The following is a 17557-nucleotide window of genomic DNA, read 5'->3' on the forward strand; positions in this document are numbered from 1 at the left end:
CTGGGAGCGGAGAACGTGCTGACCGAAGAAGCGGATCGGGACCGTTATGCCCATGATCGTCTCCCTTTCGCGACATTCAGGGCCAGGGAAGGGGCGAAAGTCGGCACCCTCCCGAGGTTGGTGCTACGTCCTGCGACATCTGACGAGGTAAGAGAGATCGTCAATTTAGCAGCCAAATCAGATAGCCCCGTCATTCCCTATGGCAGTGGATCAGGCGTTCTTGGAGGGATCATACCGCTGCAGAACGAGTTGATGATCGATATGCAGCGCATGAACAAAATCACTAAGTTTGATGCAGAGAACAATCTGGTGACCGTCGAGGCGGGAATGAACGGCGAAGCTTTTGAGGCGGCGTTGAATGCCAAAGGATACACGTCCGGACATCTCCCACAATCGCTAACCATCTCAACTGTAGGTGGATGGGCTGCTTGTCGTGGCGGCGGTCAGGAATCCAGCCGTTATGGAAAAATCGAAAACATTGTTGTCGGATTAAAAGCGGTCCTGCCGGACGGCCAGATTTTGGAAGTACGCCCGCTGCCAAAACGAGCCACAGGTCCATCTGTGCTAGATTTGATCGTAGGTAGTGAGGGTACGCTTGCGATTATTACCGAAGTTACCATGCGTATATGGAAGGTGCCTTCAGATGAAAAGGCATTGGTCCTTGCACTCCCTAATCGAGCGTCCGCCCTGGGGTTGGCCAAGCGCATCATGCAAGCTGGATTACATCCCCGAATTGTCCGGCTCTATGATGAGAAAGAAGCCGCAGGTAGAGTAAAAGGCATCGCTGCATTCGAAGAGCGCCCTGTGATGGCCAATATTGTTGTTTGTGGTGATGCGCCAATAGTGGCAGCCGAGACCGAACTGGTACGCGGTTTCGCGCGCGAATTTGATGCTGTCGAAACCGAGACGCGCCCGTTCGATGAATGGCGTGCGACGCGTTATGTGTCGATTACCAAGCAGTGGCTGGATCGGGGTTTTTATAACGATACCATCGAAGTCACTGTGAATTGGTCGCAAGTCAACTCACTTTACGAAACAATTGCAGCAAAGATCGCTGCGCTTCATCCAGATGCACATTTCAGTGCCCATTGGTCACATGTCTATCCTGAAGGTGTGTGTCAGTACATGACCTTGAGACTGCCGCCGATGGACCAAAACGTTGCTTTGCCGCTTCATTCGCTGATGTGGGAGATTGCTGAAGGAGAGACATTGGCACATGGCGGGTCGATCGCACATCATCACGGAAGCGGTTTGTTTCGCGGCGGCTGGATGGACGGCGAACATGGCGTTGGCATGGATGTTTTGCGAAAAGTTAAGGATGCAGTTGACCCAGCGAACCTCTTTAATCCTGGGAAGTTAGGTTTCGCCACACGCGAAGGCGCAGTTAACCCCTTTCAAGCCCGAGGTCAAAATGAATAAGGACCTGTTGCTGGGCATAGATCTCGGTGCCGGTTCACTAAAATCCATGGTCATCGATACCCAGGGGAACGTAAAGGGCAGTGCTTCGAAGAATATCGAAACCTTGTCACCTCAACCTGGCTATAGCGAACAAGATCCCGAAAATTGGTGGGCTGCATTGGCAAGCTCGCTGCAGGAGATTTGGGCTAGCGGTGTGGACCCGGAGGAAATCACGGCGGTTTCACTCACCGCGGGTGCACATACGCATGTTCTTGAGGACGCCAAGGGCAATATCTTGCGCCCGGCAATCATGTGGAATGACCAACGTTCAGGGGTTCAGGCCGCACGTGCACGAGATGCACATGGTGAACGGATTCTTCAGATTTCGGGTAACAGGATCAGCGCCACCTGGACATTGCCTCAGTTGATGTGGCTCCGAGAAGAGGAGCCTGAAAATCACTCGAAAATCCATCGGATTCGACCAGCAAAAGATTGGCTTCGTCGCTGCCTGGATGGCAGTGATGTGACTGATCAGACCGATGCATGGGGCTTAATGCTTGCGAATGTAAACTCCGGAGGTTGGTCTGCGGAACTTTGTTCCATGGCGGCAATATCAGTTGATGTTCTTCCCGACATCGTCGACTCGGCGACGATCACAGGTGGTGTTACTTCGGCGGCAGCGGCAGCAACCGGGCTGCGACAGGGTACAAGTGTGATTTGCGGCACGTCAGACACCAATGCCGAGACATTCTCCGGTGGAATGACCCGCCCCGGAGTCGGAACATTGAAACTGGCAACTGCGGGGACTGTTTCAACTCTGACATCTGATCCAGTGTTTTCTGATGATGTGATCCATTATCCTCATCTGGTTGCTGATCATTACTACGCCATCCTGGGTACAAATTCGTGTGCTTCTGCCCATCGTTGGTTGCGAGATGCACTATTTATCGAAACGGGATTTGAGGGTATGGACCAGTTGGCCCAGCAGGCATCTGTTGGCAGCGACGGGCTTTTGTTTAGCCCCTATCTGAATGGAGAGCGCAGCCCATACTGGGATCCTGACTTACGAGCATCTTTTGTTGGTCTTGGTTTCCATCATGGAGCCTCGCATTTTTGTCGCGCCGTCTACGAAGGTATTGCCTTCACACTGCGTGATTGCCTTGAAGTCTTGCGCACGCGCAATATGGGGTTTGACACCGCCAGGCTTGTTGGCGGTGGAACAAAGAGCGGATTGTGGCGCCAAATAATTGCGGATGTGACCGGCCTGACAATCGAAGTACCCGAGCAGGGCGACGCCTCATTTGGGGCGGCACTTATTGCTGGGATCGGAAGCGGAGCGTTCTCAGATACAAGTGAGGCGGCACGTCTCATTCGGGTGGCGGAAACTCTGTCCCCCAACCCTGAAACAAAAGAAATCTATGAAGCGGCATTTACTAGGTTTCGGGCTGTCAAAGAAGCGCTGACACCTGTCAATCACGAGATCGCCTGCTCTGTAAGGGAGGCGACATAATGGCCGGAGCCAGTCTCAAAAAACTACGCAAGACATATGGGAATGTCATTGCTGTTGAAGGGGTCGATCTCGAAATTTCTGACGGTGAGTTGATCGTCCTGTTAGGCCCATCTGGGTGTGGCAAGTCGACGACCCTACGTATGGTGGCGGGTCTTGAATCGATCAGTTCTGGCCAACTCTTGATCGACGACAGGGACGTCACAAAGCTGGAGCCAAAAGATAGGGACATCGCGATGGTGTTCCAGAACTATGCGCTCTATCCCCATAAAACGATCCGGGCAAATATGGCCTTTGGTTTGAAAATGCGGGGGATGGAAGCGGGCGAAGCTTCGCGGTGCGTGAATGAAGCAGCCGAAATGCTCGATATAACCCATCTTCTTGATCGCAAACCGGGTCAATTGTCCGGTGGCCAGATGCAACGGGTCGCGCTAGGGCGCGCTCTTGTTCGAGATCCGGCAATTTTTCTTTTAGATGAGCCGCTCTCGAACCTGGATGCCAAACTGCGCGCGCGGATGCGAGAGGAAATTGCGCTTTTGCAACGCCGCATAGGCAAAGCAATGCTTTATGTCACTCACGACCAAACCGAGGCTATGACGCTCGCAGATCGAATTGTGATCATGCGAGACGGTCAGGTCCAGCAAATCGGGTCGCCGTTGGAAGTGTATGACCGGCCGGCGAATGCGTTTGTTGCGGGCTTCATCGGCTCGCCAGAAATGAACCTTTTGGCCGCAGAAATTTCGGGCGGACGTCTAATCTTAGGAGACGGCGTTTCCATGAGTGCGCCCGAAGGACCCAATCTGAAATCCGTAACTGTAGGCATTCGTCCTGAAGCGCTTGAACCTGCGAGTGAGGGGCTGCCGTTCAGTATTCAGGGGGTCGAACAGTTGGGCTCCCAAACACTGTTCATCGGCCAAGTTGGCAACCACCGTTTGAGAGCCATGACGGGCCGCCAGGACAACATTTCTGTTGGAGATACCATCTCGCTTAAGACATCCCCGTCTTCGATCCACCTATTTGAAAACGAAAGTGGCATGAGGATTCGGAACAACGAAGAATGAATAGCGACACAGTTTTTTGTCTTCGCAATCAAGCGAGGAAAGGGAGGAGAAAGAATATGAAGCCTATTGACAAGAGGGCGGGTTTGCTAACTCGAAGGCAGACAATACAAGGGATTGGCGGGGTTGGGCTTGGCCTATCTGTGTCGGGACTAGCTGCCCCGGCTGTTCATGCGCAATCTAAACGCCCAATTCGATTTCTGAATGGTGAGACTGGCAAAGATACACTTGCGTTCTTTGCCATGGCCGCAAAACTCTACGAGGAGAAAACCGGCACCGAAGTGATTATCGATTCCGTTCCTCTTGGTGAAGCCTTTACGAAACTGACCAACGGAATACGTTCGGGAACACCTTACGACATTGGAACGACTGGTTTCATTGGACAAGTTCTTCTTCTTGCAGAAGAAGGCCATATCGTACCTGTGAACGAAATCACCGATCAATACGAGTGGGGCAACAATATTTTGTTCCCAATCGATGAGAAAGTATATTGGTATCCCTTCGACTATAACCTTGCCCTGATATACTATCGCAAGGATTTGTACGAAAAGGCTGGGCTAAGTGTACCCACTACATGGGATCAATTCGCGACGAATTGTGAAGCCACTGTAGAAGGGCGTCAAAAAGGCTGTCTGTTCCCAATCGGCTCAAACGGTGCAACCAACTGGATGTCCTTTGGTTTCATGTGGGCAGAAGGGGTCGAACTGTTTGACAATCAGTGGAATGTCATTTTGGACAGTCCCGAATTGGCGCCAAAAGCGGCAGCTTATCTCGACTTTATGGCGCGTCTTTACCCGACGATGCCAACTGGATCACTTCAGGCCAGCTACGGTGACGTTTTGTCAAATGTTGTCGCTGGTACAGTTGCACATGGAGCATATGCCGGTCGGGTGATCGAATCTGCCGAACGGGACAATCCCGAAATTGCCGCCCAACTCGACGTTATGCCGTACATGGATAGCACTGGCAGCCGCACGGCAGCAAACCATGGGTATGATGGCTGGATGGTAATGAATACCGACAACTCCAGCGCAGCGATGGAGTTCATGAATTGGATGACTTCCGAGTTGATAGTTGACTTCTTGCACACTGCTCCAGTGCATTTCCAGCCAACGCGCCTGGACATCTACGACAACGACCGGTGGCGTGACAATGCTTTGATCAAAAAGCACAGTGGTATGATTGAAACGATGCGCGGGCTCATCACAGATGAATCTGTAGTTGTGACTTCGATTGATACACAGGGGCCAAATCCCGATGTGCGGCCTGGTAAGGTGTTTGAGTCATTTGCTTTGCCGGAAATGTTACAAAACAAAATCCTGCGCGGAATGGACTCTGATGAAGCCGTTTCAGCCGCTGCCGAAAAAATCCGACAAGCGGTCGGATAAATCGGTGAAGGGGAGTGGTTTTTGCTCCCCTTGATTCCTTTAGGAGACTTGTATGACCCGTTGGCTACTTCCTGGCTTTTTGACCGTGGGCGCGATCGCTACATTGGTGTTAATTGTAGGCCCCGCACTCTATGCGGTGTCACTCAGTTTTTACGACATACCCTCTTTGACATCTGATCCGGTTTGGGTAGGGCTGAACAAATATGCTGTCGTCCTGAGTAGCGGCGAATTTTGGAATGCCATGTGGAATGGCATCGTTTACGCTGGGCTAACAATTATCCTTCAAGTCGTCCTCGGCATCGGATTTGCCCTGATTCTGAACCAAAAGTTTGTTGGGCGGTCCCTGCTGAGGGGACTGACATTCCTGCCGTATTTGCTTCCTACGGTTATTGCGGTTCTTACCTTCAAGTGGATGGTTGACGGATCCTTCGGCATCATCACCATTCTGATGCATGAGTGGGGCTTGCCAGCCGTAAACTGGTTCGAAACAGAAGCCGCGTCGATGTTTTCGGTGATCCTGATCTCCGTCTGGCTTTGGACACCGTTTGTGACGACGACTTTTCTTGCCGGTTTGCAAACGGTGCCAGTGCAATTATATGAGGCTGCCCGAGTAGATGGCGCAGGGCCGATCCGGCAGTTCTTTCATATTACACTACCGATGCTCCGGCCGATCCTGACGGTTATCGTCCTTCTGCGTGGCGTATGGATGTTCAATAAACTCGACGTAATCTGGCTGACGACCGGAGGCGGGCCACTAGGAGCGACTGAACACTTGCCGGTTTTGTCTTACCGCAAAGCGTTTGCACTTTTTGATATTGGCAGTGGTGCGGCGATTGCCACGCTTTCCTTCTTGGTCCTGATGATCGCAGTCACGCTCTATTTTCGAGCCTTCCCGATGGAAGAAGTAAAATGAACCAGACCCTCATGCAGAAACTCTTCTTTAATCGGGTTGCGCTGTACTTGGCGGTAATAGTCTTAGCAGTCTATAGCGCCTTCCCCATCTATTGGATGATTTCATCCTCATTGCGTCCAACCCAGGAAATTCTGACGAACCCCACCTTGCTACCTCGCAGCCTCACTTTTCAATATTATTACAGTTTGTTGGCGCAAACGGACTACCCGCGTCAGTTCCTAAACAGCTTGATCGTTGCCCTGACGACTGTTGTGCTCACCATGATTCTGTCGATCATGATCGCTTATGGTGTCACCCGGACGCGCATCCGCGGAAAACAGATGATCATCGCCGGGATGCTGTATGCATATATGTTTCCGCCGCTCTTGTTAGCAATTCCACTCTTCGCAATGTTCAACCTGGTCGGCTTGAACGACACGCTGCTCTCGCTTGTCATTTCACATCTGACGATCACTATGCCGCTTGGCGTCTGGTTTCTTTGGGGCTTCTTCAAGACCATGCCCTTTGAATTGGAAGAAGCTGCTATGGTTGATGGTTGTACACGTCTGGGAGCGTTCTTCAGAGTGGTCTTACCGCTGTCAATTCCCGGTCTTGTGACGGTTGCCATTTTTGCTTTCTTGCTCTCTTGGACGGACTACACGTTTGCATTGGTGATGATCGGATCGGATGCCAATAAGACAGTTCCCTTGGGCCTTGCGTCTATGGTCGGAGCATTCGATCTGCGCTGGGGAGACATAATGGCTGGGTCCACGTTGATTGCGTTGCCATTGTTCGCTGCGTTCACCATGTTGTCGCGCTATTTCGTGCAGGGTCTTACTGCCGGTGCCGTGAAGGGATAACTCTATGAAACTCAGAATACTTGGGGCTCCTCAGCGTTACATTCAGGGACCTGGGGCAATTGATCGCCTTGGTGAAGAAGTCGCCATTGCCGGTGGAGGGCCAGTGGCCGTCATAGTGGATCCTGTAGCTTTGGGCATCATAAGCAGCTCGCTCGCGGTTCAGTTGCCTGATGCGCGTGTGCTGAATTTCGGGGGCGAATGCACCAGTGCTGAAATTTCTGCACGGGCCAGTGAAATTGGCGATGCGCGTATCGTAATTGGGATTGGCGGAGGAAAAGCAATAGATACGGCCAAAGGTGTCGCGATTGAACGCAAACTCCCGGTTGCGATCGTCCCGACAATTGCCTCAAATGACAGCCCGACGAGCCATATTGCCGTCGTCTACACAGCTGAACATGCTGTGGACAGGGTTCGGAGGATGAAAGTAAACCCCTGCCTGGTTTTGGTCGACACAGAAATTATCGCAGGAGCACCGAGGCGTTTTTTGGCTGCTGGGATCGGCGACGCTATGTCCAAGCCATATGAATTGGCTGGGGCGCTTGCAGCTGGCGGATTGAACTTTTTCGGCGGCAAACCGACAGAATTAACACAGGCCATAGTTGGGCGTGGGCAGGACATTCTGTTCGAGGACGGCGAAACAGCCATGAACTCCGAGAATCCAGATGAGCCTTTCGAGCGGGTCGTCGAGGCGACGATCTTGCTCAGCGGGTTAGCCTTTGAGAGTGGTGGGCTGTCCATTGCACATTCTATGGTGCGCGGCTTTTCGACAACGCCGCAGCTCGCGGGGCTGCTGCACGGTGAAATGGTCGCATTAGGCACGCTCACGCAGTTGGCTGCGGGCCAGGGAGACACTGAAGAACTCAACAGGCTGACGACATTCTTTCGCCGGATTGGACTTCCAACGTCGTTTACGAATCTGGGTCTGACGCGTCAAAGCGAATTTCGCAGGATCGCTGATGAATCGCTGACGGCTCCATACGTTTCGAACTACTTCAAGGCAGTTTCGGCCGATGACTTGGTTAAAGCCATGAGGATTGTCGACGAAAGACAATGAAAATGGACCTATTGCGCTCGCTAGATCTCGGCGGTTACTTCTGCGTGGGGCAATATCATACAACCGTATTGGAGTGGCGCTATCTTCTGATTTTTGTGTAAAATTCATCGACTTTGTGCGGGTCGCAATGACTGGATGTCTTTGTTTCTCGGGCAATGAGGAAGGTTTGCTCGGCGAATACCATCGCAACTTTTTCAGAAGTAAGTTCATCTTAAATCTGGGTTCGTATCCAAGAACCAGTTTGAGCGGGCTGTCACAAAATCGACAGCGCTTTGCCAGCGACGGGACCTATATGACGGCCACCCTGATGAGTATGCATTCGATAAGCTACAAGCGCTCCGTTCCTCGCCCGAAACTATCGCCCACGCAGTCTAGCACTATTACAGGTTCAATCTCCGCTATCGCGACGTCGAAGAGATACTATTTGAGTTTGGAGTTAGTGTATTTTTTGTATCGATCCGATGGTGGGTTTTGGAATTTGGGCGCGTGAACGCCTGCGATTTGGGTCGCCGACACCTAGCATTCTGACAATGTCAACTCAACTGGGTGCAGTCAAATAAGCATCATGAATACCAGCAACGCAGCCTAGGAGGGACCATGGCAGATTTTACGTTCCAAACGACACCGTCGATCCGGCAAATCTCAGGCGGATCCGCACAACTTGGAGCGATCCTTGAGAGTTTGCCCTTTGCGGCAAATCACGCCGAAGTGCTATTCGTCACGGACCCAGGCATCGTAAAGCTTGGACTTTGTGAGCCAGCACTAAAAAGCATTAGAGGTTGCGGGTTCAAAGTCACAATCTTCGATCAAGTTGAACCTGATCCAAAGTCGACGACTGTCCTGGAGGCGGTTAAGATTGCACAATCCAAGGACATTGCTTGCGTCGTTGGGTTTGGCGGCGGTAGCTCCATGGATATCGCCAAAGTCATCGCACTTCTTGCTAACTCAGATCAGTCAATTGATGACGCGTACGGCGTCAATCAAGCAACTGGGTCTCGGTTACCTTTGGTTTTGATACCGACAACAGCCGGTACAGGTTCCGAGGTTACAGCAATCGCCATTTTGACTACTGGTACCGCAGAGAAAAAAGGTATCGTTTCGCCGATCATTCTTCCCGACGTAGCTCTTTTGGATGCAGAACTAACGGTCGGTTTGCCTCCTCACATCACTGCGGCGACTGGGGTTGATGCGATCGTTCATGCGATTGAAGCTTATACTTCCAAGAGCGTTAACAACAATCCAATATCAAAAGTTCTCGCGGTTCATGCTCTCGGTCTCTTGGGCGCCAATATCCGCGAAGCGGTGAGCAATGGCAGCAATATCGAAGCGAGAGGCAACATGCTACTCGGCTCAATGCTGGCCGGCCAGGCATTTGCCAACTCGCCGGTCGCCGCCGTTCATGCCCTAGCATACCCCATCGGCAGTCTTTTCCATGTCGCACACGGGCTTTCCAATGCGCTGGTATTGGCGGAAGTCATGCGTTTCAACGCTCCGTTCTGTGGAAAGGCATATGCTGAACTTGCACCCCACATTTTCCCTGATATTAAAACTGATTGTGCAGCCGACGACATCTCCAACGACTTCATTGAACGCCTCATTCAGCTGAACATCGATTTGGGTCTGGAGAACGGACTTCGCCAAGTTGGAATAAAAGAGTCTGATCTCGACCGCCTGTCAACAGACGCCATGAACCAATCACGTCTTTTGGTGAACAACCCTCGGGAACTCACACGACAAGATGCGCGCCGAATTTACGAAGCGTCATTTTGACAAAACCGGTGTTGCCCTTTGTGGATGAATATGGACCCCACCTTAGTGCAACGATTTGGTGGTCTCGTTCTGGATCACGATTGGGGACGAGCTTGTTGTATTGATCGGCTGCTCGAAGTTATCCCAGCGTTCTCTCTGATGCGAGCGACGGTAAACGCGATAATGTCAAATCGAACTTGTTAGTGTTCTCAAGAGCAAGAGAAGATCAAATCAACAACGAGTACTTGGCGAATTCATTGACCTGATTGGTGCAATTGACCAAGGCGTCGAGTTTCATGAATGACCTCATTTCCAGATGGTTGGTTGGCGATTAAGTTGGTGAACGCTCGATGCGACGCTCTAGTATGGCCAAGGTTCTGAGCGCCGTCGACAGAGCCAATCCAGCACAAAGGGCGATGGCACCAATCATTGGCAAAGCTGTGCCGTCGAAGAATAAGCCAGTGAACATGACCATCAGACCACCCGTGACCATCTGCAACGTTCCCCCAAGCGACGAGGCGAGTCCCGCGATTTCACCATGAGGATCCAAGGCCATCACCATGGTTGTCGGGATAATAAGGCCAAGACAGGCATTCGCGAGAAACAACCCCACGACCACCATCGGTAACGAGATCAAACTGAACATTCCAATAGACAGCAATGCGATCGAGAACCCGGCAAATCCAAAAACTGCCCATCTTATCACAAGCAATATACCATATCTCTCACCCAACGGTCCCGCGGCCTGCGATGCGGCGAAGAACCCAACTGCATTGATCGCGAACGCCAGACTAAACTCTGTCGGGCTCAACCCAAATTGCCCTGAATACACAAAGGCAGCACTCGAGATGAACACCATGAAACTTGCGAACCCAAAACCGCCAATGAAGGTCAATCCCATGAAGATTGGATCCTGAATCAGGGTCTTACTGCCACACCACTGGGAGCGCAGATTTACTGAGATCCGGTCACGGGGGTCCAATGTCTCTGGCAGGAGAGTTGCTGTTAGGAAGAAGCTAATGGCTGCAGTGAGGCACAGAGCCCAAAAAATGAGGCGCCAATCCCCAATTGCGATCAACCCGCTGCCTGCCAGCGGAGCTAGCATGGGTGATACAGAAATCACAAGCATGACCATGGCCATAAGCTTGGTCGCCTGCGTACCTGTGTGCATGTCCCTGATCACTGCGCGGGGCACAACCATGAGCACCGCACCGCCAGTCCCTTGCAACGCCCGAAACGCAATTAACCATCCAATCGTAGGAGCCATCGCGCATCCAATCGTAGCGGCGACAAAAACGCTGATCCCAAAGTAGAGAGGAGCCTTTCTCCCCACTTGATCTGCCCATGGGCCATAAAAAAGCTGCGCCACTCCAAAGGAAACAAAATATGCTGTCAGAGTGAGTTGTACTGACGAAACATCAGCACCGAGAGCACTGGCGATTGCCGGCATGGCTGGCAAATACATATCAATCGCAAACGGACCAACGGCGGATAAGAGCCCTAAGATGAGGGCGGCTCGAAACATCGTCATGGGGTTACTCCGCACTTTGGCGAGGAAGATTAGTATTGCGGCCTATCTCGAATGAAAATTGGGTGTGTCGGTTCATTCAGCCCCAAAAGTCGAGCGCGCGGCACTATTATTGCAACAGTGAACATGCCGACAATGTTAACGATAAATTTTCCTCAGCTGGGGACTCTCAACGTAGCTGGCAAAAACACTTCTTCGGCAAATGCACCAATAGATCGTGGTGGCGTTCCGGTGATCTGCTGCACGGCATCGGTGGTGAATTCTCCCCAGCCTCTCGCGTAGGCCCGACCGTAATCGCGGGTCAGCGCCGCCATCCATTCGCCCCAACCCGCGCCATCAATCATAGCAAACATGTCTTCAGGAGACATTGGCAAATACTCCACTTGCTCACCGCTGAGTTCGCTCAAAGTCGTCGCAACATCTTGATAGCTGATAGTCTTTGGTCCAGTGAGTTCGAACACTTGACCATCCCACTGATCGGACAACGTGCATTCAACAGCGCAAGCGGCGATGTCGCGCGCATCGATCATACCCATCTTTCCGTTACCTGTCGCAAAGGAGAATTGCGCCTGCTGTTTGATCTGATCCGCACCCATAAAAAGATTCTGCATAAACAGATTCGGGCGCAGAAGGACGTATTGCAATCCACTCTGAACGATCTCGGCCTCAGTTTCGCCATGAGCGCGGGTGTTGTTTGTTGGGCCGTCAGTGGCGGCCTTGATCGCCGATACGCGAACAATCTTCCGCACGCCCGCAATCTTCGCTGCACGGATAACCCTTGAAGCTTGATCCACTGCCGTTGCACCCGCTGGAGTGATCATCATAATCGTGTCAACGGACGCCATAGCTGCTTCCAGCGACGCGCTGTCTTCGAATGTGCCAATTACTGGCTCCACGCCATGGGCAACGACCTGCTCGACCTTTTGTGCATCGCGTACCAATGCCCTTATTCCGCTTGTTTCTTTTTCAGCCAAGAGCCGAAGAATTTCTGATCCGATTGTGCCGGTCGCACCCGTTACAAGAATTGTCATTCCGCCACCTCTGCCCAAACGGCCAGCTCGTTGCCGTTGGGGTCCGTAAAGTGGAAACGCCGCCCGCCAGGGAAAGGATATATCTCTCGGACAATCGAGGCCCCAGCGGTTGTGACCGCTGCCAGGGTCTTTTCCAGATCATCTGCAAACAAAATGACCAGCGCCCCGGGACTTTGTACCGGCGTTTTATCTTCCCCATTAAAACCACCGTCGACACCCGCGCCGCTAAAGCTGAGATAGTTTGGGCCCCACTCCTGAAACTCCCAGCCAAACACGTCGGCATAGAACCGTTTGGTTTTGACGACATCGGTTAGCGGAAACTCAATGTAATTGATCGTTTTGTCTTTATGGGTCATAGGAATCCTCTGGGCTTTTCATGTACCACACTAACTCTTTCTATTTTAGAATAAATGCATCATTCTGAAACAAGAGTTCCAAATACGGAAGAGTCATGCCCAGCCTTGATGCCATCGCAGTTTTTTCCCAAGTCGCCCGTTCTCAGAGTTTCACGGAAGCCGCGCATGCCTTGAATGTGCCGCTGTCGACGGTCAGCCGGAAAGTGTCTGAATTGGAGGCTAACTTAAACACGCGCCTGATCGACCGCAGTAAGCGTCAGATTCGGTTGACTGAGGCTGGAGCAACCTACTTCGATTTATGCCGCAAAGGGTTGGACACACTGGAATACGCTAATCGGGTCATGCTGGATCGGCACAGCGACACGGCTGGCACAGTTACGATCACGGTTCCACCAAATCTGATGGAAGTGCTTTTTTTGAAGGCTATCGAAACGTTCCAACTACGATATCCGAAGGCGCGACTTCGTGTTCTGGTGTCTGAACGCATGTTGGATTTTGTCGATGATTGTGTTGATCTGTCTTTTCGCGTTGCACCACCAAAACAACCAGACCTCGTTGTACGGACTTTGCTGCGATATCGGCACCGCCTAGTTGCAGCCCCGAGCTACGCCTCCGTCCATAATTTGCCGCGCAAACTATCCGAGCTGTCACGACACAAGCGGATCGGTTTTGGTTTCAATAGTGGACGCAATGTGACTTGGTCTTTTTCAAGAGCCGCCACTACAGAAGACACCAAATTTGAACCGGATCTAGCAATCAACGACTATGCCGCTATCCGCGCTGCAGTGGTTGCAGGACAAGGCGTTGGCGAGTTACCTGAACCGTTGTGCAAAAACGATCTCCGAGACGGAAAACTTGTCGAGGTCCTACCAGAGTGGCGCTTTCCCAAAATTCAGCTTTTTGCCGTGCACAGCGGAAATACCTCGTTAACAAAGTTGGCTCGATTGTTTCTGGATCTTGCCGCTGAAGAGATGCGATAATAGCAATCAGTCCGCTCAAAACGGTAACAGTGCCGCGGTTTTTGTGGTCTGAAATCAGATCGCGCAGAGTGTGCGAAAGATAAATTACCCGATATCAGAGTAAACTCAAACAATGCCGCCGCAAATCAATGCTTGGTTTCGGAGGTCCGCGAGTATTGAGCTTGTTTCCGTTGCGTATGCGAATCTAGCCGCCACAGAAGTTCTGGCCCCGCTGAAAAGCGCCCTGTGACCGGCCACACGATGCTAGATTGCAGTCGCATGTCCTTCGTCAGCCCGCGCTTGAACTCTCTGGCCATATGCGACCATCGTTCCTTGCCGGCGTCTCTCAATTCCGCCAAACGATATTTCGACCTTTTTCTTCAATTCGCTTTGCCAACCCAGAGAATTCGCTCTCGAGATATTTGCGAAAGCGCAACACAGCAGGCCTGATGGGTCTGTCATCGCGCCAAAGAACTCCCAGTTCGCGAGAAGGATGTTCCAGCCTTACCGGTAACGCTGTGACATTCTTGGTGTTGCTCTGCATGAAGACGACAGAATACGGCAGTACAGTGAGGGATTCTGACCCCGCCAGAATGCTGATAATCGATGCCAAGGACCCGCCGGTAAAACTGACCTTGAAATCCTTGATGCCAATCCTTGCGAGCGCGCTGCGCAAATCTTCGTATAGTGGGCTTCCAGCAGGTGGTGCGATCCATGGGTAAGGCGCGATGTCCTCGAGTTTGATAGCAGATTTGCGCGCTAATGGGTGGGACGGGGCGCAGGCGATCACATTCCGCCCGGGCAGAATTGGCTTGAAAGATAGTCCCTCAGGGACGGTGTCGGGACAAACAGGGCAGATGGCCAGGTCGACGTTACCCACATTCAGCTGTTCGGTAAGATCGCCGAGATAACCGTAAGTCTGATGAATGGCGATTTCGGGAAATGCACCTTGGAATGTGGCAATCATATTGGAAATGACACCGTCCATGAAAATTGGCGTGCCTGAGATGCGCGCAGTGCCAGCCTTGCCACCAGAGTAAAGCTCCGCAACCTGCCGAGCCGCTTCGCTCGCATGTAAAATGATGCGGCCCTGGTCAGCCAAGGACTGGCAAAGCTCAGTAGGTCTTAACGGGCGTTTGCCTTTTTCGAAAAGTCGCGAACCTAAGCGTGCTTCAAGCATGGCAACGGTGCGCGACAGGCTTGGTTGGGATTTGTTCAAGGCAATTGCGCCTTCGCTCAGCCCACCTGAATCAATGATCGCCGCAAGCATGTGAAGGTGGTTGGGGTCTATCTTCATAACATGAAGGTATATTGATTGCCCTCAATTCTATCAACTGATCATTTTGGGTCAGCTATTGACAGTCCCATGACAGTTTTGGGAGCTCAAACGATGAAACAGCCGGCAAATAATACTGGTTCCAATGTGCGGGTTGTTTTTGGTCGCGGGATCCGTAAGTCAATCGCTGCTGAAACTCGGCGCTTGGGGGCTGCAAGGGCTTTGATCCTATCCACCCCACAGCAGAGTGATGCGGCGCTTGAGACGGCGGAACTTCTGGGATCATTGGCCATTGGCGTGTTTTGTCAGGCTGAAATGCACACGCCAGTTCATGTAACCAACGCCGCCCTGGCACACGTTGCCGAGACTAAGGCCGATTGCCTAATAGCAATAGGCGGCGGATCAACGACAGGGCTTGGAAAGGCCATCGCTCTTCACAGTGACTTGCCCCAGATTGTGGTGCCCACGACCTACGCCGGGAGTGAGGCGACCCCAATCCTTGGGCAGACCGAAGATGGTGTGAAAACGACTATCAGCGATCCCCGCGTCCTGCCGGAGGTCATTCTATATGACTCTGAGTTGGTTCAGACACTTCCTGTGAATATGTCTGTAACATCGTCACTGAATGCGATGGCCCACGCAGCCGAAGCACTTTATGCAACCAACCGCACAGCCAACACAACAGAACTGGCTATTGAAGGACTCAAGGCATTTGTGGATGGCCTGCCAAAAGTTCTGGCTAACCCCAATGACCTAATTGCTCGTGAAGCAACGCAGCGTGGAGCCTGGGCATGTGGCACCGTTTTGGGTCAGGTTGGCATGGCGCTGCATCACAAGCTTTGCCACACGTTGGGCGGATCATTCGATTTACCTCATGCCGAAACGCATGCAATCGTTTTACCGCATGCCATCGCATACAACGCCCGTGCCGCCGCCAAGGAGCTACAGCCGATCTGCGACCTGTTGGGCGGAGATAACGCCGGTACAGCACTCTATCAATTTTCAAAGAATGTGAACGCTCCGCTCGCTTTGCGAGATCTGGGCCTGAAAGAGGCAGACCTTGACCACGCTGCAGAGCTGGCGACGACCAAGCCATACCCGAACCCAAGGCCTGTAACTCAGGACCATATTCGTTCGTTGCTGCAAGCCGCTTGGGCGGGAGACACACCAATTCACTAACATCACGACGTTCAGGGAGGACATCATGATCACACGACGCAAACTGCTCAAATCCACTGCGGCAACAGGCCTTACATTTGCGGCTAGCGGTCTGGCTGCCCCATCTATCGCACAAGGCGCAAAAATTCGATTGGGCTATGTCAGTCCGCAATCGGGTCCGCTGGCAGCATTCTCAGACGCCGACCAATTCATCATTGACGGATTCCTTAAATCTGAGGCCGGAGCCAATTTTGAGGTCATCGTTAAGGACAGCCAATCAAACCCGAACCGCGCAGCTGAAGTTGCAAAAGAACTGATTGTCGATGATGAAATTGACATGATGCTCGTGGCTTCCACGCCGGAAACGACGAACCCCGTTGCCACGACCTGCGAAGCTGAAGAAATCCCCGTAATCTCTACAGTGGCTCCTTGGCAACCATACTTTATCGGTCAGCAGGGAAACCCGGGTGACCCGGACAGCTGGCGTCCGTTTGATTATAGCTTCCATTTCTTCTGGGGATTGGAAGATGTTATCTCAACCTTCACATCCATGTGGAACCAACTTGATACCAACAAATCGGTTGGCGCAATCTTTCCTAATGACGGAGATGGCAATGCGTGGGGTGATCCAAACGTGGGCTTCCCACCAGTGTTGGCCGGGAAGGGCTATTCCCTCACCGATACGGGACGCTACCAAAATCTGACTGATGATTTCAGCGCCCAGATCAACGCTTTCAAAGCTGCAAACTGTGATATCGTTACTGGCGTTCCAATCCCCCCAGACTTCACCACATTCTGGACGCAAGCCAAGCAACAGGGCTTTAACCCCAAAGTTGCTAGCATCGGCAAGGCTATCCTATTCCCTCAAGCCGTCGAAGCGCTTGGTGATCAGGGCCACAACCTGTCATCTGAAGTTTGGTGGTCGCCGACACACCCATTCACATCATCAATCACCAAACAATCCGCTGGCGAATTGGCCTCACGCTATAGTTCGGCAACAGGAAACCAGTGGACACAACCCATCGGATTTGTTCACGCTCTTTTTGAAATGGCGGCGGATGTCATGGGGCGCGTCGATGACAGTCGCAATCCAGATGAAGTAGCTGCTGCAATTGCAGCGACTCAATTGAACTCCATAGTTGGTCGTATTGCCTTCGACGGGATAGGCTTGCCGCCGTTTGTGGCAGCCAATGTGGCCAAGACACCGCTGGTTGGCGGTCAGTGGCGGATGAGGGAAGACGGTAGCTATGATCTGGTGATTGTAGATAACTCTGACCATCCCGACATTCCAACCAATGGTACGATGGAAGAAATTTCCTGACTTAAAATCTCATGCGCTCCGG

At 52.1% G+C, this 17557-nt stretch carries 15 protein-coding genes; 11 read left to right on the forward strand and 4 right to left on the reverse strand.

The features are described from left to right. Positions 1-15: 15 nt before the first annotated feature. The 8 genes from HW561_RS14205 to HW561_RS14240 all read left to right on the forward strand — a co-directional run bounded on the left by HW561_RS14205 (position 16) and on the right by HW561_RS14240 (position 9927). Entirely contained in the window at positions 16-1419 is a 1404-nt protein-coding gene (locus tag HW561_RS14205; RefSeq protein ID WP_211198650.1) for an FAD-binding oxidoreductase, read from the forward strand. Then, complete coding sequence (gene xylB, locus HW561_RS14210) at positions 1412-2908, forward strand: xylulokinase (RefSeq protein ID WP_176865879.1); 1497 nt, start codon at positions 1412-1414, stop codon at positions 2906-2908. Before HW561_RS14205 ends, xylB begins: the two co-directional genes overlap by 8 nt. Then, a complete protein-coding gene (locus HW561_RS14215) occupies positions 2908-3966 on the forward strand; it encodes an ABC transporter ATP-binding protein (protein WP_176865881.1) in 1059 nt (352 codons plus the stop codon). The genes xylB and HW561_RS14215 overlap by 1 nt, the downstream gene beginning before the upstream one ends. A 56-nt stretch (positions 3967-4022) precedes the next feature. Continuing rightward, positions 4023-5351 carry an ABC transporter substrate-binding protein gene (locus HW561_RS14220; RefSeq protein WP_176865883.1) on the forward strand — a complete coding sequence of 443 codons (1329 nt, stop codon included), beginning with the start codon at positions 4023-4025 and terminating at the stop codon, positions 5349-5351. Between the two features lie 52 nt (positions 5352-5403). After that, positions 5404-6264: a carbohydrate ABC transporter permease gene (locus HW561_RS14225; protein ID WP_176865885.1), complete on the forward strand. Its 861-nt coding sequence runs from the start codon at positions 5404-5406 to the stop codon at positions 6262-6264. Continuing rightward, positions 6261-7103, forward strand: coding sequence for a carbohydrate ABC transporter permease (locus HW561_RS14230; protein ID WP_211198651.1), 843 nt, complete (start codon positions 6261-6263; stop codon positions 7101-7103). The genes HW561_RS14225 and HW561_RS14230 overlap by 4 nt, the downstream gene beginning before the upstream one ends. A gap of 4 nt (positions 7104-7107) precedes the next feature. Further along, positions 7108-8157 carry a glycerol dehydrogenase gene (locus tag HW561_RS14235; RefSeq protein ID WP_176865887.1) on the forward strand — a complete coding sequence of 350 codons (1050 nt, stop codon included), beginning with the start codon at positions 7108-7110 and terminating at the stop codon, positions 8155-8157. Between the two features lie 597 nt (positions 8158-8754). After that, positions 8755-9927, forward strand: coding sequence for an iron-containing alcohol dehydrogenase (locus tag HW561_RS14240; protein ID WP_176865889.1), 1173 nt, complete (start codon positions 8755-8757; stop codon positions 9925-9927). A gap of 310 nt (positions 9928-10237) precedes the next feature. Here HW561_RS14240 and HW561_RS14245 read toward each other — a convergent pair whose 3' ends face one another. The 3 genes from HW561_RS14245 to HW561_RS14255 all read right to left on the reverse strand — a co-directional run bounded on the left by HW561_RS14245 (position 10238) and on the right by HW561_RS14255 (position 12821). After that, the gene (locus tag HW561_RS14245) at positions 10238-11431 is read right to left on the reverse strand and encodes a multidrug effflux MFS transporter (protein WP_176866084.1); all 1194 of its coding nucleotides are present in this window, start codon (positions 11429-11431) and stop codon (positions 10238-10240) included. A 158-nt stretch (positions 11432-11589) separates the two neighbouring features. Continuing rightward, a complete protein-coding gene (locus HW561_RS14250; RefSeq protein WP_176865891.1) occupies positions 11590-12465 on the reverse strand; it encodes an SDR family oxidoreductase in 876 nt (291 codons plus the stop codon). Beyond that, on the reverse strand, positions 12462-12821 hold the full coding sequence (locus HW561_RS14255; protein ID WP_176865893.1) for a VOC family protein: 360 nt from the start codon (positions 12819-12821) through the stop codon (positions 12462-12464). Before HW561_RS14255 ends, HW561_RS14250 begins: the two co-directional genes overlap by 4 nt. Positions 12822-12916: 95 nt before the next feature. On the opposite strand from HW561_RS14255, the gene HW561_RS14260 reads away from it, so the two are divergent. After that, positions 12917-13801 (forward strand): LysR family transcriptional regulator, encoded by an 885-nt coding sequence (locus HW561_RS14260; RefSeq protein WP_176865896.1) that lies wholly within the window; start codon positions 12917-12919, stop codon positions 13799-13801. Positions 13802-14126: 325 nt separating this feature from the next. Here HW561_RS14260 and HW561_RS14265 read toward each other — a convergent pair whose 3' ends face one another. Beyond that, complete coding sequence (locus HW561_RS14265; RefSeq protein WP_176865898.1) at positions 14127-15077, reverse strand: LysR family transcriptional regulator; 951 nt, start codon at positions 15075-15077, stop codon at positions 14127-14129. Positions 15078-15170: 93 nt separating this feature from the next. Between HW561_RS14265 and HW561_RS14270 the strand changes: the two genes are divergently transcribed. Beyond that, on the forward strand, positions 15171-16235 hold the full coding sequence (locus tag HW561_RS14270; protein ID WP_176865900.1) for a maleylacetate reductase: 1065 nt from the start codon (positions 15171-15173) through the stop codon (positions 16233-16235). A 130-nt stretch (positions 16236-16365) separates the two neighbouring features. Then, positions 16366-17535, forward strand: coding sequence for an ABC transporter substrate-binding protein (locus HW561_RS14275; protein ID WP_235962908.1), 1170 nt, complete (start codon positions 16366-16368; stop codon positions 17533-17535). The last annotated feature ends 22 nt before the right edge of the window (positions 17536-17557 follow it).

The sequence above is a fragment of the Ruegeria haliotis genome (assembly GCF_013377785.1).
GTDB lineage: Bacteria > Pseudomonadota > Alphaproteobacteria > Rhodobacterales > Rhodobacteraceae > Ruegeria > Ruegeria haliotis.

Bases quoted from the DNA above. Each gene is read 5' to 3' on its own strand.
- HW561_RS14220 (WP_176865883.1), top strand. From the start codon at position 4,023: ATGAAGCCTATTGACAAGAGGGCGGGTTTGCTAACTCGAAGGCAGACA.
- HW561_RS14240 (WP_176865889.1), top strand. From the start codon at position 8,755: ATGGCAGATTTTACGTTCCAAACGACACCGTCGATCCGGCAAATCTCA.
- HW561_RS14250 (WP_176865891.1), bottom strand. From the start codon at position 12,465: ATGACAATTCTTGTAACGGGTGCGACCGGCACAATCGGATCAGAAATT.
- HW561_RS14270 (WP_176865900.1), top strand. From the start codon at position 15,171: ATGAAACAGCCGGCAAATAATACTGGTTCCAATGTGCGGGTTGTTTTT.
- xylB (WP_176865879.1), top strand. From the start codon at position 1,412: ATGAATAAGGACCTGTTGCTGGGCATAGATCTCGGTGCCGGTTCACTA.
- HW561_RS14245 (WP_176866084.1), bottom strand. From the start codon at position 11,431: ATGTTTCGAGCCGCCCTCATCTTAGGGCTCTTATCCGCCGTTGGTCCG.
- HW561_RS14215 (WP_176865881.1), top strand. From the start codon at position 2,908: ATGGCCGGAGCCAGTCTCAAAAAACTACGCAAGACATATGGGAATGTC.
- HW561_RS14235 (WP_176865887.1), top strand. From the start codon at position 7,108: ATGAAACTCAGAATACTTGGGGCTCCTCAGCGTTACATTCAGGGACCT.
- HW561_RS14260 (WP_176865896.1), top strand. From the start codon at position 12,917: ATGCCCAGCCTTGATGCCATCGCAGTTTTTTCCCAAGTCGCCCGTTCT.
- HW561_RS14225 (WP_176865885.1), top strand. From the start codon at position 5,404: ATGACCCGTTGGCTACTTCCTGGCTTTTTGACCGTGGGCGCGATCGCT.
- HW561_RS14230 (WP_211198651.1), top strand. From the start codon at position 6,261: ATGAACCAGACCCTCATGCAGAAACTCTTCTTTAATCGGGTTGCGCTG.
- HW561_RS14265 (WP_176865898.1), bottom strand. From the start codon at position 15,077: ATGAAGATAGACCCCAACCACCTTCACATGCTTGCGGCGATCATTGAT.
- HW561_RS14255 (WP_176865893.1), bottom strand. From the start codon at position 12,821: ATGACCCATAAAGACAAAACGATCAATTACATTGAGTTTCCGCTAACC.